This is a genomic window from Rhizobium sp. NRK18 (assembly GCF_024385575.1).
Classification (GTDB): Bacteria; Pseudomonadota; Alphaproteobacteria; order Rhizobiales; family Rhizobiaceae; genus JANFMV01.
The window spans coordinates 2,456,208-2,478,693 of sequence record NZ_JANFMV010000001.1; the positions used below are offsets into that span (position 1 = coordinate 2,456,208).

Annotated in this window: 24 protein-coding genes and 1 pseudogene; 16 read left to right on the forward strand and 9 right to left on the reverse strand. The window is 61.2% G+C overall.

Features of this window, described 5'->3' with window-relative positions:
- Positions 1-120: 120 nt before the first annotated feature.
- A complete protein-coding gene (locus tag NN662_RS11495) occupies positions 121-1,233 on the reverse strand; it encodes a pyridoxal phosphate-dependent aminotransferase (RefSeq protein WP_410010977.1) in 1,113 nt (370 codons plus the stop codon).
- A 253-nt stretch (positions 1,234-1,486) separates the two neighbouring features.
- Between NN662_RS11495 and NN662_RS11500 the strand changes: the two genes are divergently transcribed.
- The 4 genes from NN662_RS11500 (at position 1,487) to aat (ending at position 4,944) form a co-directional block, all read left to right on the forward strand.
- Positions 1,487-2,248 carry a DsbA family protein gene (locus tag NN662_RS11500; RefSeq protein ID WP_410010925.1) on the forward strand — a complete coding sequence of 254 codons (762 nt, stop codon included), beginning with the start codon at positions 1,487-1,489 and terminating at the stop codon, positions 2,246-2,248.
- Positions 2,249-2,479: 231 nt separating this feature from the next.
- Positions 2,480-2,962: an acetyl-CoA carboxylase biotin carboxyl carrier protein gene (gene accB / locus NN662_RS11505; RefSeq protein WP_261930389.1), complete on the forward strand. Its 483-nt coding sequence runs from the start codon at positions 2,480-2,482 to the stop codon at positions 2,960-2,962.
- Positions 2,963-2,973: 11 nt separating this feature from the next.
- Positions 2,974-4,320, forward strand: coding sequence for an acetyl-CoA carboxylase biotin carboxylase subunit (gene accC, locus NN662_RS11510; RefSeq protein ID WP_261930390.1), 1,347 nt, complete (start codon positions 2,974-2,976; stop codon positions 4,318-4,320).
- Positions 4,321-4,329: 9 nt separating this feature from the next.
- A complete protein-coding gene (aat, locus tag NN662_RS11515) occupies positions 4,330-4,944 on the forward strand; it encodes a leucyl/phenylalanyl-tRNA--protein transferase (protein WP_261930391.1) in 615 nt (204 codons plus the stop codon).
- A 177-nt stretch (positions 4,945-5,121) separates the two neighbouring features.
- On the opposite strand, the pseudogene NN662_RS11520 reads toward aat, so the two are convergent.
- From NN662_RS11520 to NN662_RS11530, 3 genes and pseudogenes are all read right to left on the reverse strand, one after another.
- Positions 5,122-5,556, reverse strand: a pseudogene (locus tag NN662_RS11520) (DUF2155 domain-containing protein); the annotation flags it as partial.
- A gap of 146 nt (positions 5,557-5,702) precedes the next feature.
- On the reverse strand, positions 5,703-6,098 hold the full coding sequence (locus NN662_RS11525; protein WP_261930393.1) for an NADH:ubiquinone oxidoreductase subunit NDUFA12: 396 nt from the start codon (positions 6,096-6,098) through the stop codon (positions 5,703-5,705).
- A 115-nt stretch (positions 6,099-6,213) separates the two neighbouring features.
- Entirely contained in the window at positions 6,214-6,618 is a 405-nt protein-coding gene (locus NN662_RS11530; RefSeq protein ID WP_261931948.1) for a GNAT family N-acetyltransferase, read from the reverse strand.
- 150 nt (positions 6,619-6,768) lie between these two features.
- On the opposite strand from NN662_RS11530, the gene NN662_RS11535 reads away from it, so the two are divergent.
- From NN662_RS11535 to NN662_RS11555, 5 genes are all read left to right on the forward strand, one after another.
- Entirely contained in the window at positions 6,769-7,197 is a 429-nt protein-coding gene (locus tag NN662_RS11535) for a hypothetical protein (RefSeq protein ID WP_261930394.1), read from the forward strand.
- Positions 7,198-7,326: 129 nt separating this feature from the next.
- Positions 7,327-9,948 (forward strand): bifunctional lysylphosphatidylglycerol flippase/synthetase MprF, encoded by a 2,622-nt coding sequence (gene mprF / locus NN662_RS11540; RefSeq protein WP_261930395.1) that lies wholly within the window; start codon positions 7,327-7,329, stop codon positions 9,946-9,948.
- Complete coding sequence (locus NN662_RS11545; protein WP_261930396.1) at positions 9,945-11,321, forward strand: virulence factor family protein; 1,377 nt, start codon at positions 9,945-9,947, stop codon at positions 11,319-11,321. The genes mprF and NN662_RS11545 overlap by 4 nt, the downstream gene beginning before the upstream one ends.
- Before the next feature lie 346 nt (positions 11,322-11,667).
- Positions 11,668-12,150, forward strand: coding sequence for a hypothetical protein (locus NN662_RS11550; RefSeq protein ID WP_261930397.1), 483 nt, complete (start codon positions 11,668-11,670; stop codon positions 12,148-12,150).
- Between the two features lie 67 nt (positions 12,151-12,217).
- Positions 12,218-12,526, forward strand: a complete 309-nt coding sequence (locus tag NN662_RS11555) for a hypothetical protein (RefSeq protein ID WP_261930398.1) — start codon at positions 12,218-12,220, stop codon at positions 12,524-12,526.
- Between the two features lie 30 nt (positions 12,527-12,556).
- Here NN662_RS11555 and NN662_RS11560 read toward each other — a convergent pair whose 3' ends face one another.
- Genes NN662_RS11560 through gatB form a run of 4 tightly spaced genes read right to left on the reverse strand, consistent with a single transcriptional unit; the run spans position 12,557 to position 16,144 of the window.
- A complete protein-coding gene (locus NN662_RS11560; RefSeq protein ID WP_261930399.1) occupies positions 12,557-13,597 on the reverse strand; it encodes a zinc-dependent alcohol dehydrogenase family protein in 1,041 nt (346 codons plus the stop codon).
- A 23-nt stretch (positions 13,598-13,620) separates the two neighbouring features.
- Entirely contained in the window at positions 13,621-14,121 is a 501-nt protein-coding gene (locus NN662_RS11565; RefSeq protein ID WP_261930400.1) for a GNAT family N-acetyltransferase, read from the reverse strand.
- A 20-nt stretch (positions 14,122-14,141) separates the two neighbouring features.
- Positions 14,142-14,642 carry a GNAT family N-acetyltransferase gene (locus NN662_RS11570; protein WP_261930401.1) on the reverse strand — a complete coding sequence of 167 codons (501 nt, stop codon included), beginning with the start codon at positions 14,640-14,642 and terminating at the stop codon, positions 14,142-14,144.
- Positions 14,642-16,144, reverse strand: a complete 1,503-nt coding sequence (gene gatB / locus NN662_RS11575) for an Asp-tRNA(Asn)/Glu-tRNA(Gln) amidotransferase subunit GatB (RefSeq protein WP_261930402.1) — start codon at positions 16,142-16,144, stop codon at positions 14,642-14,644. The genes NN662_RS11570 and gatB overlap by 1 nt, the downstream gene beginning before the upstream one ends.
- Positions 16,145-16,291: 147 nt before the next feature.
- Here gatB and NN662_RS11580 point away from each other — a divergent pair, with 147 nt between their 5' ends.
- The 4 genes from NN662_RS11580 to NN662_RS11595 all read left to right on the forward strand — a co-directional run bounded on the left by NN662_RS11580 (position 16,292) and on the right by NN662_RS11595 (position 19,344).
- Positions 16,292-16,648: a DUF1294 domain-containing protein gene (locus NN662_RS11580; RefSeq protein WP_261930403.1), complete on the forward strand. Its 357-nt coding sequence runs from the start codon at positions 16,292-16,294 to the stop codon at positions 16,646-16,648.
- A gap of 175 nt (positions 16,649-16,823) precedes the next feature.
- Complete coding sequence (locus tag NN662_RS11585; protein WP_261930404.1) at positions 16,824-17,576, forward strand: glycosyltransferase family 2 protein; 753 nt, start codon at positions 16,824-16,826, stop codon at positions 17,574-17,576.
- A complete protein-coding gene (locus tag NN662_RS11590; protein WP_261930405.1) occupies positions 17,573-17,902 on the forward strand; it encodes a lipid-A-disaccharide synthase N-terminal domain-containing protein in 330 nt (109 codons plus the stop codon). The genes NN662_RS11585 and NN662_RS11590 overlap by 4 nt, the downstream gene beginning before the upstream one ends.
- On the forward strand, positions 17,899-19,344 hold the full coding sequence (locus NN662_RS11595; RefSeq protein WP_261930406.1) for an ArnT family glycosyltransferase: 1,446 nt from the start codon (positions 17,899-17,901) through the stop codon (positions 19,342-19,344). Before NN662_RS11590 ends, NN662_RS11595 begins: the two co-directional genes overlap by 4 nt.
- Positions 19,345-19,354: 10 nt before the next feature.
- Here NN662_RS11595 and NN662_RS11600 read toward each other — a convergent pair whose 3' ends face one another.
- On the reverse strand, positions 19,355-19,864 hold the full coding sequence (locus tag NN662_RS11600; protein WP_261930407.1) for a GNAT family N-acetyltransferase: 510 nt from the start codon (positions 19,862-19,864) through the stop codon (positions 19,355-19,357).
- A 168-nt stretch (positions 19,865-20,032) separates the two neighbouring features.
- Between NN662_RS11600 and NN662_RS11605 the strand changes: the two genes are divergently transcribed.
- The 3 genes from NN662_RS11605 (at position 20,033) to NN662_RS11615 (ending at position 22,418) form a co-directional block, all read left to right on the forward strand.
- Positions 20,033-21,361 carry a mechanosensitive ion channel family protein gene (locus NN662_RS11605; protein ID WP_261930408.1) on the forward strand — a complete coding sequence of 443 codons (1,329 nt, stop codon included), beginning with the start codon at positions 20,033-20,035 and terminating at the stop codon, positions 21,359-21,361.
- 101 nt (positions 21,362-21,462) lie between these two features.
- Positions 21,463-21,801 carry an ArsR/SmtB family transcription factor gene (locus NN662_RS11610; protein ID WP_261930409.1) on the forward strand — a complete coding sequence of 113 codons (339 nt, stop codon included), beginning with the start codon at positions 21,463-21,465 and terminating at the stop codon, positions 21,799-21,801.
- Positions 21,798-22,418 (forward strand): SRPBCC domain-containing protein, encoded by a 621-nt coding sequence (locus NN662_RS11615; RefSeq protein WP_261930410.1) that lies wholly within the window; start codon positions 21,798-21,800, stop codon positions 22,416-22,418. The genes NN662_RS11610 and NN662_RS11615 overlap by 4 nt, the downstream gene beginning before the upstream one ends.
- The last annotated feature ends 68 nt before the right edge of the window (positions 22,419-22,486 follow it).

The following is a 22,486-nucleotide window of genomic DNA, read 5'->3' on the forward strand; positions in this document are numbered from 1 at the left end:
AAAAAGCCCGCTGGCGACAGCGGGCTTTTTTTGTTGGCTTGTGATCAGTTGAGAGATTGATTCAGGCGGCTGACAAAATGAGTCAGGCACGCCGCGCAAGCCGTTGTAATCGAATCACCTTCAGGCGATCCAGCGCGCCAGCCGGTCGGTCGCCTCGACCATCTCCTCGTAGGAACCGGCATAGGAAAAGCGCATCGTGCGATTGCCCTCCAGCGGATCGAAATCGAGGCCGGGCGTTGCCGCCACGTCGATGTCGGCGAGCATCTTGCGGGCAAAGGCCATGCTGTCATTGGTGAAGCGGCTGACATCGACATAGGCATAGAACGCGCCGTCCATCGGGGACGCCAGATCGAAGCCGAGCGCCGGCAGACGTTCCAGCAGGAAGGCGCGGTTCTGGGCATAGGCCTGCTTGTAGACGTCCAGTTCGGCGCTCGCCGTCAGCGCCGCCGTTGCCGCGATCTGCGAAATCTCGGGCGCCGAGATATAGAGGCTTTGCGCCAAGCATTCCGTCGGGCGCACCAGCATTTCCGGCAGCACCATCCAGCCGATCCGCCAGCCGGTCATGCAATAGTATTTCGAGAAGGAGTTGATGATCACCGCATCGCCGGTCAGTTCCAGCGCGCTGACTTCCTCGCCGGCAAAGGTCAGGCCGTGATAGATCTCGTCGGAAATGAAGGCGATGTCGTTGGCCGCGCAATAGTCGATGACGGCCTTCAGGGCCGCGCGGCCGGTGACGGTGCCGGTCGGATTGGCGGGACTGGCCAAGAGCACGCCCTTGAGCTTCACCCCTGCCCGGCTCTGCGCCTCCTCCAGGCTTTCCGGCGTCAGCGTGAAGCCAGACTGCGGCCCGGCGGCGACCTCGAGCACGTTGAGGCCCAACGCGCCGAGAATGTTGCGGTAGGCCGGATAGCCGGGCCTTGCGATCGCCACATGATCGCCGGCGTCGAACAGCGTCAGGAAGGCAAGGTTGAAGGCGGCGGACGAACCGGTGGTGACGGCAATGCGTTCCGGGGCGATGTCGAGCCCGTGACGCGCGCGATACATGTCGGCGATCGCCGCCTTCAGCTCCGCCGTGCCGAGCGCTTCGGTATAGCCCAGCCGACCGTGATCGAGCGCGGCGCGCGCCGCCGCCAGCGCCGCCTGAGGGGCGGGATGGACGGGCTGGCCGACGGCCATGGAAATCACCGGGCGTCCGGCCTTGCGCCGGCGCGTGGCCTCGGCAAGGACATCCATGGCATGGAACGGTTCTACGGAGGAGCGCTTGGAAATGGCGGGCACTGGCTTTCTCTTTCGGCTTGCATTCAGCCCGGACAAAAGGCCGGGAACCGACCTTTGCCGCATCCGGCCCGCCATCACAATCCCGCGAGGACACCTATCCGCCCAGATTTTGATGTTTGCTCCCCGTGTACCTGCCGGTTATTTTGCGCTACGCCATTCGAAAACGCCCGGGATTGATCCGCATCCCCGCGTACGCCAAGAGGATTATATGACGTTGATCAGGAAAACAGTCGCCGCTCTCTCCATGACCGCCATGATCGTGGCGCAGACGCCCGCACGGGCCGAGATGTCCGATGAGCAGAAGCAGGAATTCGGCGCCTTCATCAAGCAGTACCTGATTGAAAACCCGGAGATCCTGATCGACGTCCAGAAGGCCCTGCAGGCCAAGCAGGAGCAGGCACAGGTCGCCGCCGCCCAGCAGGCCATCGAGAAGGACAAGAACGAGATCTTCGCCTCGAAGGCCGACCTCGTGCTCGGCAATCCGACCGGTGATGTCACCGTCGTCGAGTTCTTCGACTACAATTGCGGCTATTGCCGCCGCGCCCTGCCCGACATGACCAACATCCTGAAGGAGGACAAGAACGTCCGCTTCGTGCTGAAGGAACTGCCGATCCTCGGGCCCGATTCGACTGCGGCCCACAAGGTCGCCGACGCCTTCCGCCAGATCGCTCCGGAGAAATACGGCGAATTCCATCTGAAGCTGCTCGGCGGCAAGGGCCGTGCCACCGCCGAGACCGCCACCGCGCTCGCCGTCTCCATGGGTGTCAGCAAGGAAAAGATCGAAGAGACGATCAAGAAATTCCCGAACGACAAGCTGGTCGACCAGAACATCGAGCTCGCGCAGAACCTCGGCGTCTCCGGCACCCCGTCCTACGTGATCGGCGACGAAGCGGTCTATGGCGCGGTCGGCAAGGATTCGCTCGAGGAAAAGATTTCCAATGTCAGGGCCTGCGGCAAGGCCACCTGCTGACCTCTCCCATTCGCGCTGCCTTCAAACCGCCTTTCTTCTTTGGATGAAAGGCGGGAGTTTACCATTGGACCGTCTTTGGGCTTTTCCTCGCCCTCAGGCCGGTCTATAGGTGGCCGTTACATAACGGGGCCAAGGCATTGCGTATGATCGCGCCCGCCCCATGGCTTTACCAGGGGAGCGGCTCCATGCTTCCCTCCACTGCTGAATAAGAAAAGAACACAGGGCAAACCCATGGCTGAAAAGAAATCCGGCATCGATAAAGAGCTGATCCGCGATCTTGCCGATATCCTCAACAACACCGACCTGACCGAGATCGAAGTCGAACAGGACGACCTGCGCATTCGCGTCTCGCGCAATGTCACCGCAGCTCCGGCGATGCAGATGCCGTATTACGCACCGGCACCGGCTGCCGCTGCGCCGGCTCCTGCCGCACCGGCTGCCACCGCAGCCGCCCCGGCCGCAGCACCGGCCCGCAACCCGGCAAACACCGTCAGCGCACCGATGGTCGGCACGGTCTACATGTCGCCGGCTCCGGGCGCCCGTCCGTTCATCGAAGTCGGCGCGACGGTCAAGGAAGGCCAGACGCTGCTGATCATCGAAGCGATGAAGACCATGAACCAGATCCCGGCGCCGCGTTCCGGCAAGGTCACCGAGATCCTGGTCGACGACGCAACTCCGGTTGAATACGGCGAAGCTCTCGTCGTCATCGAATAGGTTCCGGCACCATGATTTCCAAGATCCTCATAGCGAACCGCGGAGAAATCGCGCTCCGTGTGCTTCGTGCGTGCAAGGAGCTCGGCATCGCCACGGTCGCCGTTCATTCGACCGCGGACGCCGATGCCATGCATGTGCGCCTCGCAGACGAAAGCGTGTGCATCGGCCCGCCGCCGTCACGCGACAGCTACCTCAACATTCACCAGATCGTCGCCGCCTGTGAAATCACCGGCGCCGATGCGGTGCATCCGGGCTACGGCTTCCTGTCGGAGAACGCCAAGTTCGCCGACATTCTCGACGCCCACGGCATCACCTTCATCGGCCCGACCGCGGATCACATCCGCATCATGGGCGACAAGATCACCGCCAAGCAGACGGCGCAGGAGCTCGGCATTCCCGTGGTTCCCGGTTCCGACGGCGAAGTGAAGCCGGAAAACGCCTTGGCGGTCGCCCGCCAGATTGGCTTCCCCGTCCTCATCAAGGCCACTGCCGGTGGCGGCGGCCGCGGCATGAAGGTCGCCAAGACCGAAGCCGAGCTGGAAGAAGCCGTCTCGACCGCCCGTTCCGAAGCGCTTGCCGCCTTCGGCAATGACGCGGTCTACATGGAGAAATACCTCGGCAAGCCGCGGCATATCGAAATCCAGGTCGTCGGCGACGGTGAAGGCAATGCCATCCACCTCGGCGAACGCGACTGCTCGCTGCAGCGCCGCCACCAGAAGGTCTGGGAAGAGGCGAATTCGCCTGCGTTGAACCACGAGCAGCGCATGAAGATCGGCCAGGTCTGCGCCGACGCCATGAAGAAGCTAAAATATCGCGGCGCCGGCACGATCGAATTCCTCTACGAGAACGGCGAGTTCTATTTCATCGAAATGAACACCCGCCTGCAGGTGGAGCATCCGATCACCGAAGCGATCACCGGCATCGATCTCGTGCACGAGCAGATCCGCGTCGCCTCCGGCGGCGGACTGTCGGTCACGCAGGACGAGGTGCATTTTTCCGGTCACGCGATCGAGTGCCGCATCAACGCCGAAGATCCGCGCACCTTCGTCCCCTCGCCGGGCACGATCACGCATTTCCACGCTCCGGGCGGGCTTGGCGTGCGTGTCGATTCGGGCGCGTATCAGGGCTACAAGATCCCGCCCTACTACGACAGCCTGATCGGCAAGCTGATCGTTCACGGACGGACCCGAGTCGAATGCATGATGCGCCTGCGCCGCGTTCTCGACGAATTCGTCATCGACGGCATCAAGACGACGCTGCCGCTGTTCCAGGACCTGATCGGCAACCAGGACATCGCCAATGGCGATTACGACATCCACTGGCTGGAAGAGTATCTGGCGAAAAGCGCCGACAGCTAAAGAGCGGCCATGACAAAGCGCAGCAGGAAAGACCGAATCACACCGGAAATCCTGCTGCGCGCCTATTCGATCGGCCTGTTTCCCATGGCCGAGTCGGCGGATGATCCGGAAATCTTCTGGGTCGAGCCCGACATGCGGGGCGTCATTCCCCTCGACGGTTTCCACGTTTCCAAAAGCCTGAAGAAGACGATGGCGAAGAACCCCTTCGACATCCGCTTCGACACGGACTTCGATGGCGTGATCTCCGGCTGTGCGGAGGCGACCAAAGACCGGCCCAGCACCTGGATCAATTCAACGATCCGCGACCTCTACGCCGCACTGTTCTCCTTCGGCCATGTGCACACGGTCGAAGCCTGGCGCGATGGCGGACTGGTCGGCGGTCTGTACGGGGTATCCCTGGGATCAGCGTTCTTTGGCGAGAGCATGTTCTCGCGGGCGACCGATGCCTCGAAAATCTGCCTCGTGCACCTGGTGGAGCGCCTGAAGACGCGCGGTTTCACCCTTCTCGACACGCAGTTCACCACCGACCACCTGAAGACTTTCGGCGCGATCGACGTGCCCAAGGGCGATTATGCCGCACTGCTGACCAGGGCCATGCAGTCGGAAAACCTGCCGTTCAACTGAAAAGACTGATCAGAACTTGAGTTCGACGCCGTCGGCCGGCTTGTCCTGCTGCGCAGGGTCTGCCTGCGGAGGCGCCAGCGTCTGGCCATCCGGGTTCGGGGTCTCGATCGTGCCGAGGCTCTTGACGCTGTCGGCCGTCGTGTCCGGCGGCGCAACTTCGTTCTTCGGCGGCACGAAACCGTCCGGCGGAGGAACGTCGGAGGTCTGCTTGCAACCCTTCAGCCAGACGTCGTAGATCGCATGCTCGACGGCATTGAGGCCCGGGCTGTCGGCAAACATCCAGCCGGTGAAGATGCGGCGGATCTTGCGATTGAGGGTGATTTCGTCGACCTCAACGAAGGAATCGATCTTCTGGGCTTCCTCGTCGTCGCGCGAATAGCAGACCTTCGGGGTCACCTGAAGGGCGCCGAACTGGACGGTCTCGTTGACATAGACGTCGAATGTGGTGATGCGGCCGGTGATCTTGTCGAGACCGGAGAAGACGGCAACCGCGTTGGAGAGCCGGTTGGCGGCGGCCTGATGCGGCAGCACCAGCGGCAACGCTGCAGCCACGGCCACAAGGCCGGCTCTTGCGAGGCTGCGGGCGGCTGCGATCCGCTTCACTTGGTTCATTGCAGGCATTCTCCGGCGCGGCGTCTTGAAAGTGCGTAGGCTGTCACGCCCGTCGATCCGCACTATTCGACAATTGTGGCCAAAAGGAGCAATTGGCAATCCGAGGCGTGACCGCGGCGGTCAATGCCGCGGCATCGGTCCGCCACTCAGGAACCCGGCGTCCAGGCGTCGTAATCGCCCGTCACGCGCGGACGCTCGCCGACGTGGGACAGGGAGCCCGGCGGACGGTAGGCCGCAGGCGTGCCGGTCGGGTTGGACCTGTGCGCCTTCTGCCACTCGCGCGGCTTGTAGTCTTCCTTCGACGGCGGCGTATCGGTGCGGTGGTGCATCCAGCCGTGCCAACCCGGGGGAATCGCGGACGCTTCGGCGTAACCGTTATAGATCACCCAACGGCGTTGCAGGCCGTAGGTCGACAATCCGCCTTCGTAATAGACATTGCCGAACTCGTCTTCACCGACGCGCTTGCCCTTGCGCCACGTGTAGAAGCGCGTGCCGAGCGTCTGGCCGTTCCACCATGTGAAGAGCTGCAGGAGAAACTTCATGCTTTTGGTCCCTTGAGAGCCGCCTGCATGGCGGCGCATGCAGGATAAAGAAATTCATGCTCCCGCTTATGCAATCATACGCCCGCGATGTCCAGTGGCGGGACGCCGCATCCCGTCATTTCAGCTTCAACTTGAAACCGACATGGCTGGCGACGAAGCCGAGCCGCTCATAGAAGCGGTGTGCGTCCTTGCGGTTGCCGTTCGACGAAAGATCAACGAGCCGGACGCCGGCCTTTTCCGCCTCGGCAAGAGCGTGGCGCATCATCGCGGCACCGATTCCCCTGCCCCGGCAATCGGCCCTTGTCTGGACGGCTCGAAGCGTCATTGTCAGGCCGCCGCGCGCGGTCAGCGTCCTGCTGATCACCGTCTGGAACGTACCAACCAAATCCCCATTCACCTCCGCGACGTAGAGGCTCTGATGAGGCGATGCGTCTATATCCGAGAAGGCGAGCCGATAGTCCGACATTGCCTCCTCGTCCAGCGTATCGCCATGCCCGCCGATATCGTCGGAGGCCAGCATGGCGACGATTGCCGGCACATCCTCCGGCCGCGCCAAGCGGACAAGAATAGTATCGGCGCCAAGCGCGGCCCCGCTTGCTGTCGGGCCCCGAGTCACGGCATCATCGCTATCATTCATCCAACACTTCCCACTGCTTCCGGAGCCATAGGCATGCGCCAGTTTTACGCGGTTTTCCTGATGATGCTAGCGTCGGTAGGCCCGGCGCTTGCCGAGGAGCAAGGCCCGATCGGCATCGCCTTCGTCGAGGCGCCGGAACAGGGCGGCGGCGTGTGCACCGGCAGAGATCCGGAAACGGCATTTGCCTGCGCCCGGGAGAAATGCGTGGCGGAGAGCGGTGCGGCGGAAGAGGACTGTCTGTCGCGCACCTGGTGCTTTCCGGCCGGGTGGAGCGTTGACGTCTTCGTCCAGCACGAAGAAGGGCCGCATTGGCACGAGGTGCTATGCGGACTGGACAGCCGCGAGACGGCGATGGCGGTCGCGGCCGATCTCTGCGACAAGGGCCGCAGGCCGTACCTGATGGAATGCGCTGCGGCGCAGCTCTACGATCCGGACGGAAACACGGTCGAAGTCACCCCGTGAATCCGCTCGGCATTTTGTCGCAGCCGCCGGTCGCCAGGGCGATCGCCCCAATTTTGTCGTGATGCGGGAAATTGAGTGCGGCCTGACACTCGCCCCATTTCTCTCTGCCTAAAGAAAAACGCGCCCCACATGAAGCACAGCGGCCCCTCAACCGCCCAGGACACTGAAGAAGACGCACCGCGCACCTCCCGGCTGCAGCGCTTCTTCGAACGATTCCGCGACCAGATACTTCTGGTTTCCATCGTCGCGATCACCGCGGCGACTGCCTACGCAATCTATACAATGACGGAAGAAGTCCGTCTGGAGGATGTGCAGACGGCGCTTGCCGACACGCCCCTGCATTCGATCGGTCTCGCCCTCATCTTTACGGCGCTGAGCTTTGCGGCCCTGATCGGCTATGATCTCAACGCGATCGACTATGTGAAGAAGGATGAAAAACCGTCGACGCTTGCGGTCGCCGTGACCTCCTTCATGGCATATTCGGTCGGCAACACCGCCGGTTTCGGCGCGCTCAGCGCCGGCGCGATCCGGCTGAGGGCCTATACCCGGCTCGGCCTGACACCGGAAGAAATCGGCCGCGTCATCGCCTTCGTCACCTTCTCGTTCGGGCTGGGGCTCCTCAGCGTCGCCGCACTCGCAGCGCTCATCACCGCGCCCCGGATCGCCTCGCTTGTCGGACTGCACGCCTGGCATGTCCGGCTGATCGCCATCATCGTCATCGTGCTGATGGGCGCGTTCGTCTATGCCGGCCGCAACGGCCGCAAGATCCGCATCGCCGGCTTCGTCGTCCGCCTGCCGGACAGCAAGACGTCGTCGCGGCAGTTCCTCGTCAGCGCCCTCGACATGGCCGCATCGGCCAGCATCCTGTATGTGCTGCTGCCGCACTCCTCGATCGGCTGGCCGGCCTTCTTCGCCGTCTTTTCCGTGGCCATCGGCCTCGGCGTCTTGAGCCATGTTCCCGCCGGTCTCGGCATCTTCGAAACGATCATCGTCTCGGCCTTAAGCGGCGAGGTCGATGTCGACCGCATTCTCGGCAGCCTCATCCTCTACCGGCTGATCTACAACCTGCTGCCGCTCGTCATCGCGGCGCTGGCGATGATTTTCATCGAGGCGCGGCGATTTTCGCACTATCCGGTGGCCAAGGCGATCCGGCAGATCGAATCGCGGCTGGCGCCGACGCTTCTGTCGACGCTGGCGCTGGTGGCGGGCGCCATCCTGATCTTTTCCAGCGTCACGCCGATCGGCGACACCAAGATCGAGGCGCTGGAAGCCTTCGTGCCGCTCGCCGTCGTCGAGGGCGCGCATTTCATCTCGAGCATTCTCGGCCTCGTGCTGTTCCTTGCATCGCGCGGGCTTGCTCATCGGCTCGATGCCGCCTGGTGGATGGCGATCATCACCGCGGCGGCCGCGCTGTTCTTCTCGATCATCCGCACGATCTCGCCGATCGAGACGACGCTGCTGATCGTGCTGATCGCCGGTCTGGCGCTGACCCCGAAGCGCTTCCGCCGACCAGCCTCGCTGATCCGCCAGGCCTGGAGCCCGAGCTGGATCGCCGCCATGCTGGTGGTCATCGCCTCGACCGTTACGCTGATGCTCTTCGTCTATCGCGACGTCGACTACAGCAATGACCTGTGGTGGCAGTTCGAGATCACCGACCAGGCGCCGCGGGCGTTGCGCGCGGCACTCGGCCTTGCCATCGGCGGAACGGCCGTCGCGCTCTTCAGCCTGTTGCGGCCGGCACGGCTGAAGACGGCACCGATCCGCGGCGTCGAACTGCAGCAGGCGATTTCCATCGTCAAAGGCCAGAACATGGCCGATGGCAACATGGTGCGGATGGGCGACAAGCAGGTGCTGTTTTCCGACAGCGGCAACGCCTTCATCATGTATGCCGTCCAGGGCCGTTCCTGGGTCGCGCTGTTCGATCCGATCGGCCCCGACACCGAGCGCGGCGAACTGCTGTGGCGATTCGTCGAACGGGCACATGCCGCCGGCGGACGCGCGGTGCTCTACCAGATCTCGCCTGCCGTGCTTCCCTTCTGCGCCGACATGGGCTTGCGCGCCTACAAGCTCGGCGAAGCGGCGCACGTCTCGCTGCCCGGCTTCGAGCTCAAGGGCTCGAAGATGGCCAACCTCCGCCAGGCGATCAACAAGGGCTTGCGCGAAGGGCTTGAATTCTCCGTCATTGCCTGCGAGGAGGTGCCGGCGGTCCTGGCGGACCTCAAGAGCGTCTCGGACGCCTGGCTGGACGAGCATCAGACCCGTGAAAAGACCTTCTCGCTCGGGTCCTTCCAGCCCGACTATATCGCTTCGCAACCGGTCGCGGTGCTGCGTGTCGGCGGCCGGATGGTTGCATTCGCCACCCTTCTTGTGACAGACAGCAAGGCAGAGGGTTCGGTGGATCTGATGCGGTTTTCGCCGGATGCGCCGAACGGAGCGATGGATTTCCTGTTCGTCCGCATCATCGAGTACATGCGCGACGAAGGCTACCAGAGCTTCAACCTCGGCATGGCGCCGCTTTCGGGAATGTCGCGCCGCGAGACGGCTCCCGTCTGGGACCGGGTCGGCGGGGTGATCTTCGAGCACGCCGAGCGCTTCTACAACTTCAAGGGCCTAAAGGCCTACAAATCGAAATTCGCGCCGAAGTGGGAACCGCGCTACATCGCCATATCGGGCGGCACCTCGCCGATGATCGCGATGATGGATGTCACGGTCCTGATCGGCGGCGGCCTCAGAGGAGTCGTCGGGAAATGACGAAAACAGCATTATTTCTGTCTCTGGCGCTGGCAACGGCCTCACCGCTGGCCGCGCAGGCCGACTGGGCCACCGTCCAGCCCGCAAGCTACGACACGGGCATGATTCCCTCGCCGCACATCGCCAGGCCGGACGGGGACATTTCCGCCATGGTCTTCCTGATCTCCGGTCAGGACGGCTGGAGTGCGGCCGACGACAAGCGGTCGCAGGCCCTCGTCGATGATGGCGCGGCGGTCGTCGGCATCGACTACAAGGCCTACATGGCCTCGCTCGCCAAGGACGACGGCGACTGCATCTATATGATCTCCGACATCGAATCGCTCTCCCAGCAGGTGCAGCGCGCGATCGGCAACACGAATTATCACCTGCCGATCCTGGCCGGCGAAGGCGCCGGCGGCGCGCTGGTGCTGGCGATGATCGCCCAGAGCCCGTTCGCGACGATCGGCGAGGCCGTCGCCGTCGATCCGACCGACAAGGTGCCGCTGACGAAGGAACTCTGTACGCCGGCTGACAAGACGCCGGTTTCCGGCGGCATCGTCTACGGGCTGACCGAGGGTCCCCTGCCGGCGCCGGTGACTGTGATGGAGACGGCCAAGCTGACGAAGGCCGGCAAGGCCCATATCGATGCACTGGTTGCCGCCCACCCCGACATCGACGTCGAAAGCGGCGACGATACGGACGGCCAGCTGCTGACAGGCACGGTGACCGACCATATCGACGCGCAGGAGAGCAACGCCAACCCGCTGGGCCTGCCGCTCACCGAACTGGAAACGACGCCGACGCATGACACGCTCGCCATCGTCTATTCCGGCGACGGCGGCTGGCGCGACATCGACATGCAGCTCGGCACCTACCTGCAGCAGAACGGCATTCCGACCGTCGGCGTCGATTCACTCAAGTATTTCTGGTCGGAGCGCTCGGCCCAGCAGACGGCATCGGATCTCGCCCGCATCATGGAGACCTACCGCAAGAAGTGGAAGGTCAAGAATGTTCTGCTGGTCGGCTACTCGTTCGGCGCCGATGTCCTGCCGTCCGCCTATGATCTCTTGAGCCCGGCGCAGAAGGCGGAGGTCAAGCAGATCTCGCTGCTCGCCCTGTCGCACGAGATCGACTACGTGATCTCGGTGACCGGCTGGCTTGGTGCCAAGGGCGAAGGCGCCGGCGGCAAGACCGTCGACGCCGTCGAGAAGATCGATCCGAAGCTCATCCAGTGCATGTACGGCACCGACGATGACGATGACGACGCCTGTCCGGACCTGAAACCCAAGGGATACGAGACCATCGCGTTTGACGGCGGCCATCACTTCGACGGCAATTACGAGGATGTCGGCAAGACGATCCTTGACGGACTGACGAAGCGACTGGGGCAGTAACTGCCCCGCCCTTCTTGGTCACAGATAACTTTCCGGTAGCAGAATTTTTGAACGAAGCAGCTGTCGGCAAATCGCGATGCTCATTCAACCACATCACGTTAGATATTCAGGCCTACTACCCATCTAATTCAGGAAGTAAGTCATTTTTTATGTTGATTGAAAGCGTAAACTCCCAAGTTATAGATAAATATCGTTATCACAGGGCATTTTTGAAACTGACATCAAAAGTGTCTTAATAATTTCAGCGAAATCCGTTCCTTATTGAATCTTGAGAAAAATTCATTTGCACCAATTATTTGGTATTGTATGCTCAGTCTACGGATGAATGTCATGACGGGGGCATATCATGCTGGAAAAAATTCTTGATATACTAACTAGCGAAAAAGTGGAAAATTCCAAGATTTATGTAATTTTGGTATTGATTGGATTTATTGTTGTATACTTCTCAGAAAAGATACCGTTAGGCGTATCAGAGAGAGGAATTTTACAAATATCAGGCTTTGCAACACTATTAATAGGCCTAGCATTACTATTAATCTCAACAATAGATCGTATTTTTCAAGTTTCTACCCTCGGCGGATTGGCAGATGGACTGGTATCTGGCTTACTTTCAAGCTTCACCATTTCAGCGCTGCTTTTCGCTCCAAACGCAGCAACTAGTTCAGACGATTTTTTTCTTGCGAAGGATCTTTATCGTTGTCATCTACGGCATGCTTTACGGCAGCTTCATCGGAATATTTTCAGTTTTTTTTATAAGAAATATCGAAAACATCAGGAAATTTTTTACGATACTTTTATCTATATTCATAGCATCGACATGGGCAATTAGTTATTTTTTAGTTCCAAGAATGCCAATAGTTAGTGAAAACCCAATAAAGATTGGTGATATATTTCTAATGCATTCATTGTTCATTTTTATATTTTTAACAATACACGGAAAAAATTTAAAAATATTTAAAAATTTTTCAAATTTATTATTACTTCTTGCAACAAGCACTGCAATTTCTCTTTTATTGTTAACAATCAAAACAGAATACATTTATCCAGGTGAATATTTTGATGATCAAATCCTTTGGAATTCGACAATTTATGTTGACTTTAAGCCGAGTTATTATTTTTTTGCTATAGCTATGGTATTTTTTTTCGCTTATTCAGTAGGCAATATTGTATATTTGTTTTCCAAAATCGAAGCATCTGGTGAATGAAGATCAGATACCTACTCTATCAAACTTTCCTCAGAAGCCGGTGATAATGCTGATGCCGGTGCCTTCGAAGCGATCCATATTCATCAGCGCTTCGGGGGCTTCGGCGAGCGTCAGCGTCTTGCCGATCAGCTTTTCCGGCTGCAGCTTGCCGGTCTCAATCATCGCGAACATCGCACCGTAGCGGTGGGCCTGCATGCCGTGGCTGCCCTTCAGCTCCAGTTCCCAGCCGATCACCCGGTCCATCGGTACCGGCGGACGGGACTGGTCGGCCAGAAGCAGGCCGATCTGAACATGCCGGCCGCGGCGGCGCAGGCAAAGGATGGAATTGGACAGCGTCGTCGGATGGCCCAGCGCATCGACGGAGACATGGGCGCCGCCATTGGTGATTTCGCGGATCGCGGCCGGCACGTTGTCGACGGACCGGCCGTTGACCACGGCGACGGCACCGAGGCTTTTCGCGAGCGCCAGCTTGTCATCGTCGAGATCGACGGCAACGACATTGGCGCCCATGGCAGCCGCGATCATGATCGCCGACAGGCCGACGCCGCCGCAGCCGTGCACCGCCACCCACTCCCCCGGCATGACGCGCGCCTGATCGACGATGGCGCGGAACGAGGTGACGAAACGGCAGCCGAGCCCAGCAGCCGTTGCAAACGCCATGCTGTCGGGCAAGCGGACGAGATTGGTGTCGGCATAGTCGATCGCGACATATTCGGCGAACGAACCCCAGGCGGTGAAGCCCGGCTGGAATTGGCTTTCGCAGACCTGATGGTTGCCGGTCGCGCATTCGTGGCAATGGCCGCAGCCGCCGACGAACGGCACCGTGACACGGTCACCTTCGCGGAAACGGCTGACCTGCGAACCGCGGGCGACAACGATGCCGGCAAGCTCGTGGCCCGGCACATGCGGCAGGACGATATCGGGATCGTGACCCATCCAGCCATGCCAGTCGGAGCGGCAGAGGCCGGTCGCCTCGACCTTGACGACGACGGCATGATCGCCGGGGGTCGGATCGGGCAGGTCCGCAAGGCGCGGCGGCTCACAGAAATGTTCGTAGTAGACGGCCTTCATGCACGGTCTCCGTTGGGCATGGCTCAGAAGTCGAGTTGCTTTTCCATCAGGATGGCAGGGATCGCGGCTCCCGGCGGTCCGACATTGTCGATGCGGCCGACCGGCGCAAAGCCGAGCGCCTCGTAGAAGGCGATCGCCCGGTCGTTTTCAGCCGTCACTTCAAGCTGCATGACGGAGGCATCGGGAAAGCAGGTCTCGATCTCGGCGAAGAGATCGGTGCCGATGCCCTGCCGCTGCCAGATGGGATGGACATAGAGCTGATGCAGGTTGGCGACGTTGGGACGATCCTTTGCCATTGCGGCAAAGGCCATTCCGGCGATCTGGCGGCCATCGTCGGCGACAAGGAATTCTGACTTCGGCCGACGCAGACGCCGTTCGAGCGCCTCGGGTGACAGCCAGCCGTCGATCATCGCCTCTATCTTCTGCGGCCCATGAAACGGCGTGTAGGTCTCGCGCCAGGTTTCCACCAGAAGCACTCTGATCGCTTCGAGATCGGCTTCGTTGGCGGAGCGAATGTAGAACATGCCTGCTCCCGGTTGGTTGATCAGCCTGCCAGCCGCTTTTCCATGATCAGCGCCGGAATGCCGGAACCGCATCCGCCGCAATTGTCGACCGTGCCGGCCTCTTCAAATCCATGCGCACGGTAGAAGTCGATGGCCGCGGCGTTTGCCGGCTCCACCTCGAGCCGCATGGTGTCGACATCGGGAAAGCAGGTTTCGAGCTCGGCGAACAGATCGCGGCCGATGCCCTGTCTCTGGCAGTCCGGATGGACATAAAGCTGATGCAGCAGAACCGTCTTTGCAAGGGTATCCGACATCGACGCGAACGTCATGCCGCCGATACGGCGGCCGTCGTCTGCCACCAGATATTCCGAATGCGGCGTCTTCAGCCGCGCCTTCAGCGATGGCATGGAATGCCAGTCGGCGATCAAGGCCTCGACCTTCTCCACCCCGTAGAACGGCGTGTATGTCGCGCGCCAGGTGTCCGCCAGCAGCGCCTGGACCTTTGAAAGGTCAGCTTCGCTGGCGGAGCGGACGAAGAACATTATTCCTCGATCCCGAGCTTGGCCTTGACCAGCGCCTGGACGGCCTGCGGATTGGCCTTGCCGCCGGTCGACTTCATCACCTGACCGACGAACCAGCCGGCAAGCGAGGGCTTTGCCTTCGCCTTTTCGACCTGGTCCGGATTGGCTGCGATGATCTCGTCGACGGCCTTTTCGATGGCGCCGGTATCGGTCACCTGCTTCATGCCGCGGGCTTCGACGATCTCCTTCGGGTCGCCGCCTTCGTTCCAGATGATCTCAAACAGGTCCTTGGCGATCTTGCCGGAGATGACGCCTTCCTTGATGAGGTCGAGGATGGCGCCGAGCTGGGCGGGCGAAACCGGAGTCTCTTCAATGTCTTTGCCGGCTTTGTTCAAGGCGCCCAGCAGGTCGTTGATGACCCAGTTGGCGGCAATCTTGGCGTCGCGACCTTCGGCGACGGCCTCAAAATAGGCAGCAATCGCCTTTTCCGAGACGAGGACGGAAGCGTCGTAGACGGTCAAACCCAGATTCTTGACGAAACGCTCCTTCTTGTCATCCGGGAGCTCCGGCAGATCCTTCAGGAGTTCGCCGACGAAGGCGTTGTCGAATTCGAGCGGCAGCAGGTCCGGATCGGGGAAATAACGGTAGTCGTGCGCATCTTCCTTGGAGCGCATCGAACGGGTCTCGCCCTTGCCCGGATCGAACAGGCGGGTTTCCTGGTCGATCTCGCCGCCCGATTCCAGAATGTCGATCTGGCGGCGGGCCTCATATTCGATCGCCATGCCGATGAAGCGGATCGAGTTCATGTTCTTGATCTCGCAGCGCGTGCCGAATTCGCCGCCGGGCTTGCGCACGGAGACGTTGACGTCGGCGCGCATCGAGCCTTCGTCCATGTTGCCGTCGCAGGTGCCGAGATAGCGCAAGATCGAACGCAGCTTCGTCATGTAGGCCTTGGCCTCATCGGCCGAACGCATGTCCGGCTTGGAAACGATTTCCATCAGCGCCACGCCGGAGCGGTTCAGGTCGACGTAAGACATGGTCGGATGCTGGTCGTGCATCGACTTGCCGGCGTCCTGTTCGAGGTGCAGGCGCTCGATGCCGATCTCGACGTCTTCGAAATTGCCCTGACGGTCGGGACCGAGCGAGATGACGATCTTGCCCTCGCCGACAATCGGGTCCTTGAACTGCGAAATCTGGTAGCCCTGCGGCAGGTCCGGATAGAAATAGTTCTTCCGGTCGAAGACCGAACGGTGGTTGATCTTGGCCTTCAGGCCGAGGCCCGTGCGCACGGCCTGGCGGACGCATTCCTCGTTAATGACCGGCAGCATGCCGGGCATGGCGGCGTCGACGAGCGAAACGTTGGCATTCGGGGCCTTGCCGAACTCGGTGGACGCGCCGGAAAAGAGCTTGGAATTCGACAGGACCTGGGCATGAACCTCCATGCCGATGACGATTTCCCAGTCGCCTGTGGCGCCGGGGATGAAGCGTTTGGGATCGGGCGTGCGGACGTCGACTAGGGTCATGGCGTGCTCTTTGGAATTCTCGTCAAAATGCGGCTGTTTATGATGCCGTCAGGTAGAGCAAATATGGCGATGGTGCAAGGCTTGTTGCAAGGTCGGGAGCGGCCGGTGCAGTGTCGCGCGGCAGAGGCGGCAGGGAGAACAGCGGGAATGCCGATATCATACGTGCTGGCGGGACTTGCCGCTGCCATCGCCTACAATGCGGCTGTCTATCTCACCTTTCTGTGGGACAAGCTGGCAGCCATTCATGGCCATTTGCGCATCCGCGAAAGCACGCTTCTGTGGCTTGCCTTCCTCGGCGGCAGTCCGGGCGCGCTGATCGCCCAGCAGCGATTGCGCCACAAGACGCGGAAGGAACCGTTCCGCAGTTATCTCGCCGCGATCGCCTATCTGCATATCGTGCTCGCCGCGGCCCTGTTGTTCTGCCTCGCCTTTCCCGAGCTTGCGGACAGGCTTTACGATCTCACCACCCGCCTCGTGGCCGAGATCGCAGGTACCGCTGCATGACGAGGGCCGAACGGCGCGAACGGGCTTGGCAAAAGCCCACGCAATGGCATAAAAGCGGTCACATATCCGGGTCGGCAACGGCCCCGCAATTTGATGACGGGCGGCGGACCGCTCCGGCGCAACCTGGACCGCATAGCCAATACCGGCGCCGTCCGCACGATAGAAATCTCAGCGAATGACACGCGAAGCCGTCTTGAACCCCAGTTTTTCCATTGTCGTTCCGATGAAGAACGAAGCCGAAAACGTGGGTCTGCTCGTCTCCGAGATTGCCGAGGCCTGTGCCGGGCAGACGTTCGAGGCGATCTTCATCGATGACGGCTCGACCGACGACACCGTCGGCGTGCTGAAGGCCTCGCAACTGCAGTATCCCTGGGTGCGCATCGTGCGGCACGCGCAGTCCGGCGGCCAGTCGGCGGCGGTCCATTCCGGCGTGCAGCTCGCCCGCGCGCCGGTCATCTGCACCATGGATGGCGACGGGCAGAACCCGCCGGCGGAAATCCCGAAGCTGGTGGCGCCGCTGCTTGCGGCAGACGCCCCTGCGACGCTCGGTCTTGTCGCCGGACAGCGCCAGAAGCGTCAGGATACGCTTTCCAAGAAGCTTGCCTCGAAAGCGGCCAATGCGATCCGCTCGTGGATTTTAAAGGATGCGACGCGCGACACCGGCTGCGGCCTCAAGGCCTTCCGGCGTGATGCATTTCTGCAACTGCCGTTCTTCAATCATATGCATCGCTATCTTCCGGCCCTATTTTCGGCCCATGGCTACACGGTCGCGCATGTTGACGTTTCCCACCGGTCACGCCATGCAGGACAATCAAATTACAACAACCTGCAGCGTGCGCTGGTCGGCATACACGATCTGATCGGGGTGACCTGGCTGATCAAGCGCCGCAAGACGGTTTCGCCGACCGAGACGGAGGGCGTCGTGTGAGTGACCTTTTGGCCTATTTCAAGATCGACAGCGTGACGGATCTCGTCTGGCTGATCTTCGGCATGTTCGCGCAGCTGATGTTCTCGCTCCGCTTCATCATCCAGTGGCTGAGCTCCGAAAAGCAGCGCAAGTCGGTGATCCCGGTCGCCTTCTGGTGGTTTTCGCTCGCCGGCGGCATTGCGCTCTTCGCCTATGGCGTCCATCGCCGCGAGCCGGTCATCATGATGGGCCAGCTCTTTGGCATCGTCGTCTACATGCGCAACCTCGTGCTCATCTACAATGAGCGCAAGGCCGAACAGAACCCACCGTCGATCCCCGCAGAATGACCTTCATCCGCCGCCCACACGCCGCCCTGGCCTTCATCGGTCTGGTGACGCTCTACCGCGTCATCATGCTCGCCTTCGACCATACGGACCTCTATGTCGACGAGGCGCAATACTGGCTCTGGGCGCAGAACCTCGACTGGGGCTACTATTCCAAGCCGCCGATGATCGCCTGGGTGATCAATGCGACCACCGCGCTCGGCGCCTCCGATTCGACCTTCTGGGTGCGGCTCAGCTCGCCGCTCTTCCACATGGCCACGGCCATCACGTTGATGGCGGCCGCCCGCCGGCTGGCGAAGGATGATCTGGTCGCCGCCTGGGTCGGCGTCACCTACATCACCATCCCCGGCGTCACGCTCTCGGCGGTGTTCCTGTCGACAGACACGTTCCTATTGTTCTTCTATGCGCTAGCACTGTTCGCCTACAGCCGGCTCATCGAAAAGCGCTCGGTCAAGCATGCGCTGCTGCTCGGCCTGGCGATCGGCCTCGGGGTCCTGTCGAAATACGCGATGCTCTACTTTGCCGGCACGGCGCTGATCGCAGCGCTCGTCCTGCCGCAGGCGCGCATCGCCATCCGCGACAGCCTGATCGCCGCCTTCGTTGCCGTCGTCGTCGTTTCGCCCAATCTCTGGTGGAACCACACCCACGGTGACGTCACCTTCCGCCATACCTCCCAGAACGCCGACTGGAACGGACTGCACTTCAAGTTCGGCACGGCGGCGGAATTCCTCGGCAGCCAGTTCGGCGTCGTCGGCCCGGTCATCTTCGCAGCCCTCCTCTGGGCGCTCTACCGGCGGATCCTGCGCCAGGACGGCCGGCTGGAGACGCATCTCTTCATCCTCTCCTGGCCGATCATCGGCGTGATCATCTTCCAGGCGCTGATGTCGGATGCCAATGCCAACTGGGCCGCCACCGCCTACATTGCCGGCATCTTGCTGGCGGTCGTCCTGCTTCTGAAGAAGAGCGAGAAGACGCTGGAGGTATCGCTGTGGATCAACACGGCCGCCGCCATCCTGCTGCCGATCGCCACCGTCTTCGTCGTCCAGATCGTCGATCTCTCGCATTCGCGGCTGATGCAGCGTTATGTCGGGCGCGACGAGGTCAGCCGCGAGATCGCCAGGGTCGCCGATAGCGAGCAGGTCACCGCCATCGTCGGCGAGGATCGCAACATCATGGCCGATCTCTTCTACACGCTGCGCGACAGCAGCATGCCGATCAAGGCGCGTCCGACCGGCCGTTTCCCGGACAACTATTACCAGCAGGAATTCACGCTCGATCCCGCGCGCGATCCCGGCCCTGTGTTGCTGGTGACGCGCAACAAGCAGACCTGCGCGAATGACGAGCCGAACCTGGTCGAGACGCTGACGCCGGAGAGCGGCTTCATGGCCGGGCGCTCGCTCTACTTCTACCGGATCGAGGCCGGCTGCCTGGCGGTCAAGCCCTGACCGTCAGAGTTCAGAACCGAGGGCCGTAGGTCTCCGGTTCGCTGCTCGCCAGCGGTTTCGACAGGCTGACCGTATCGATGTCACGATCGAGCTTCGGCGAATAGGTCGTCGTCAGTGCGTGGATGCGGTAGCCATGCTTCTCGAAAAAGCCGATGGCGCGTTGATTGCGGGCATGGGTTTCAAGCCTTGCCTGATCGAGCCCCTGCCCGGCCATTTCCTCCTCAAGCGCCGCCAGCAGCGCGGAGCCCAGCCCCTGCCCCTGAAAATCCGGATCGATCCAGAAGTCGGTGATTTCCTCGTCCAGCCGCTCGCGCGACGCCCAGCCGGCCGGTTCGCCGTTCTTGTCGATCACCGAAATCGTGATCCAGGCGGAATGGGTGAAATTGCGGAAGGCGGCGGCGGCGCTCTGCAGCATCGAGGCGGTCTCGCCGATCGGCGCCATCGCCTGCTCCCAGGCGCGAAGGCCGATCTCGGTCAGCCGATCCGCTTCGTCCAGCCTGGCATTGCGAATATGGATCATGCCGCGCCTCTTCCGCCACCAATCCACATATTGGACCAAATCCGCTCGCGAGATAGCCCGGTGGTGCAGCCTGGCGTTGTTTTTCAACAATTTCCTTGAGTTCGACGTTCCGTGCTACAGTTAAAGCCGAAACTGGCATCGCCGCGCTGGGGCGGCCCGGAGGACGGCTTGGATTTCTACGCCACCCTGCAGAAGTGGTACGACTGGGCGGACATCTTCGTCCTCAGCCGCTGGGGCGCGTATCAGTTCGCCATCATCGTCGGCGGCTACATCTTCGGCCTCGTCCTCGGCCGTTATGCCGAACCGATCTTCGAGGCCAAGGCGCGGGAGATCAAAGGCAATCCGGATCTCCTGAGGGTGATCGTCGCTTTCATGCGGCGCCTCAAATGGATGTTCATGACGCTATGGCTGTGGATCGCCTACACGATCCTCGTCTACGAGACATGGCCGAGCCGGTCGTGGATGGTGCGGCTGATGCTGCTCCTGACGGCCGCTTGGTGGATCGTCTCGGTGCTGACCCGGATCATCCGCAACCGGTCGCTTTCCCGCTTCGTCGCCATCGTCGCCTGGGTCTACATCGCCATCATCGTTCTCGGCTTCGAGACCTCCGTCGGCCATACGCTCGACCGGGCGGCGCTGACGATGGGCGGCATGCGCATTTCGCTGCTGTCGATCACCAAGGGCGTCATCATCACCGCCTCGCTCCTCTGGCTGGCGGTCCTGATCGGCAACGTGCTGTCGAACCGGATCGACCGGGTCGAGGACATCTCGCCCGCCTTCCGTGTCCTCCTCGGCAAGCTCATCAAGATCGCACTGATCCTGTTTGCCGGCGCCTTCGCACTGTCGGCGACGGGGATCGACCTCACCGCCTTCACCGTCTTCTCCGGCGCAGTCGGCGTCGGCGTAGGCTTCGGCCTGCAGAAGGTGGTGTCGAATTTCCTGTCCGGCATGATCATCCTGATGGACAAGTCGATCAAACCCGGCGACACGATCTCACTCGGCGAAACATTCGGCTGGATCCGCGAGCTTCGCGCCCGTTTCGTCTCCGTCATCACCCGCGACGGGCGGGAATACCTGATCCCGAACGAAGACTTCATCACCCAGCAGGTGGTCAACTGGTCGTTTTCCAGCGCCTATGTCCGCATCGACGTCGATTTCGGCGTTTCCTTCGACAGCGATCCGCACGAGGTCGTCAAGATCGCGATCGAGACGGCAAAATCGATCCCCCGCGTCTCCGACTACAAGGCGCCCGTCTGCTGGATGACGGCCTTCGGCGCCTCCTCCCTCGACTTCAAACTCCGCTTCTGGATTACCGACCCGAACAACGGCCTGACCAATGTCCGCGGCCAAGTGCTGCTGGCGCTGTGGGATTCGTTCAAGGAAGCCGGCATCAGCATTCCCTATCCGCACCGGGAGATCATCATGCGCGCGCCCGTGGATGTGCGGTATGCCGAAAAGCCCGCCTCGCCACCCGCTCAGCCGCAGACACCGGATTGAGGCGAGGTTTCAAGCCTTCAGCAGGTGGTAGGTGCGCTCATTGACAAGAATGTTGCGAAGAGTTAATTAACAAAAAAGTTAATTAACAAAAAAGCGAACCAATGAACGAGCAACTTTCCCAGGTTTTCGCCGCACTCGGCGACCCGACCCGTCTCGCCATGATCGAGCGGCTCTCGCGCGGCGAAGCGACCGTACAGGAGCTGATGGAGCCCTTCGACATCAGCCCGCCGGCCATATCGCGGCACCTCAAGGTGCTCGAACAGGCGGGCCTGATCACCCGTGGCCGTGCAGCCCAGACCCGTCCCTGCCAGCTGGCGCCCGGGCGATTGCAGGAGGTTGCCGACTGGACCGTTCGAATGCGGTCCTTCTGGGATGAGAGCTTCGATCGCATGGACGAATATCTTGCGACCATTGTCCGCAACAAGGAGGACAGGACATGAACGGCGCACGTACCACAGGGAGGGTCCTCGAAATCGAGCGGCGCTTCGAGGCGCCCCGCGACGTTGTTTTTGCACTGTGGACCTCGCCTCGGCAGATCGTTCAATGGTGGGGGCCGCGCGGGCATTTCCTCGACCATTGCGAACAGGATTTCCGGGTTGGCGGACGCTGGCGCTTCGCAATCGCCGGTGCGGATGGTTCCTCCCCCACCTGGACCTGGGGGATCTACCGGGAGATCGTCGCGCCGGAGAGACTGGTATTCTCCTACAGCATGGACTGGCATCGCCACGAGACGCTGGTTTCCATCGCCTTCGAGGATCTTGGCGACGCCACGCTGATGCGTTTCCGGCAGTCCGAGTTCCTGACGGACGACGATTGCGCCGACCACAGCTGGGGTTGGCTCAGCGCGCTCGACAAGCTGGCAGACCATATTTCGCGCATGTACAGCATTGGAATCCTCAACATGGACATCTTCAGGATCGAACGACCGGACGGAGTTGCCGAGGATATAGCGGAGGCCCGCAGACGCGCCGAACAGGACTTGCGGGAACGGCCCGGCGACACGGTTCCGCCGAGCGTAGAAGCGCGGAAATCCATGGTGCCGCCACCGCAACACTGAAGGCTTCCCAAACCAGGACAACCGTCATATTATCCGCTTCGCAATTCTGGAGTGTTCATGTCTAACTC

Coding starts and splice junctions, on each gene's coding strand:
- NN662_RS11495 (WP_410010977.1), bottom strand. CDS start 1,233: ATGGATGTCCTTGCCGAGGCCACGCGCCGGCGCAAGGCCGGACGCCCG.
- NN662_RS11500 (WP_410010925.1), top strand. CDS start 1,487: ATGACGTTGATCAGGAAAACAGTCGCCGCTCTCTCCATGACCGCCATG.
- accB (WP_261930389.1), top strand. CDS start 2,480: ATGGCTGAAAAGAAATCCGGCATCGATAAAGAGCTGATCCGCGATCTT.
- accC (WP_261930390.1), top strand. CDS start 2,974: ATGATTTCCAAGATCCTCATAGCGAACCGCGGAGAAATCGCGCTCCGT.
- aat (WP_261930391.1), top strand. CDS start 4,330: ATGACAAAGCGCAGCAGGAAAGACCGAATCACACCGGAAATCCTGCTG.
- NN662_RS11525 (WP_261930393.1), bottom strand. CDS start 6,098: ATGAAGTTTCTCCTGCAGCTCTTCACATGGTGGAACGGCCAGACGCTC.
- NN662_RS11530 (WP_261931948.1), bottom strand. CDS start 6,618: ATGCTGGCCTCCGACGATATCGGCGGGCATGGCGATACGCTGGACGAG.
- NN662_RS11535 (WP_261930394.1), top strand. CDS start 6,769: ATGCGCCAGTTTTACGCGGTTTTCCTGATGATGCTAGCGTCGGTAGGC.
- mprF (WP_261930395.1), top strand. CDS start 7,327: ATGAAGCACAGCGGCCCCTCAACCGCCCAGGACACTGAAGAAGACGCA.
- NN662_RS11545 (WP_261930396.1), top strand. CDS start 9,945: ATGACGAAAACAGCATTATTTCTGTCTCTGGCGCTGGCAACGGCCTCA.
- NN662_RS11550 (WP_261930397.1), top strand. CDS start 11,668: ATGCTGGAAAAAATTCTTGATATACTAACTAGCGAAAAAGTGGAAAAT.
- NN662_RS11555 (WP_261930398.1), top strand. CDS start 12,218: ATGCATTCATTGTTCATTTTTATATTTTTAACAATACACGGAAAAAAT.
- NN662_RS11560 (WP_261930399.1), bottom strand. CDS start 13,597: ATGAAGGCCGTCTACTACGAACATTTCTGTGAGCCGCCGCGCCTTGCG.
- NN662_RS11565 (WP_261930400.1), bottom strand. CDS start 14,121: ATGTTCTACATTCGCTCCGCCAACGAAGCCGATCTCGAAGCGATCAGA.
- NN662_RS11570 (WP_261930401.1), bottom strand. CDS start 14,642: ATGTTCTTCGTCCGCTCCGCCAGCGAAGCTGACCTTTCAAAGGTCCAG.
- gatB (WP_261930402.1), bottom strand. CDS start 16,144: ATGACCCTAGTCGACGTCCGCACGCCCGATCCCAAACGCTTCATCCCC.
- NN662_RS11580 (WP_261930403.1), top strand. CDS start 16,292: ATGCCGATATCATACGTGCTGGCGGGACTTGCCGCTGCCATCGCCTAC.
- NN662_RS11585 (WP_261930404.1), top strand. CDS start 16,824: ATGACACGCGAAGCCGTCTTGAACCCCAGTTTTTCCATTGTCGTTCCG.
- NN662_RS11595 (WP_261930406.1), top strand. CDS start 17,899: ATGACCTTCATCCGCCGCCCACACGCCGCCCTGGCCTTCATCGGTCTG.
- NN662_RS11600 (WP_261930407.1), bottom strand. CDS start 19,864: ATGATCCATATTCGCAATGCCAGGCTGGACGAAGCGGATCGGCTGACC.
- NN662_RS11610 (WP_261930409.1), top strand. CDS start 21,463: ATGAACGAGCAACTTTCCCAGGTTTTCGCCGCACTCGGCGACCCGACC.
- NN662_RS11615 (WP_261930410.1), top strand. CDS start 21,798: ATGAACGGCGCACGTACCACAGGGAGGGTCCTCGAAATCGAGCGGCGC.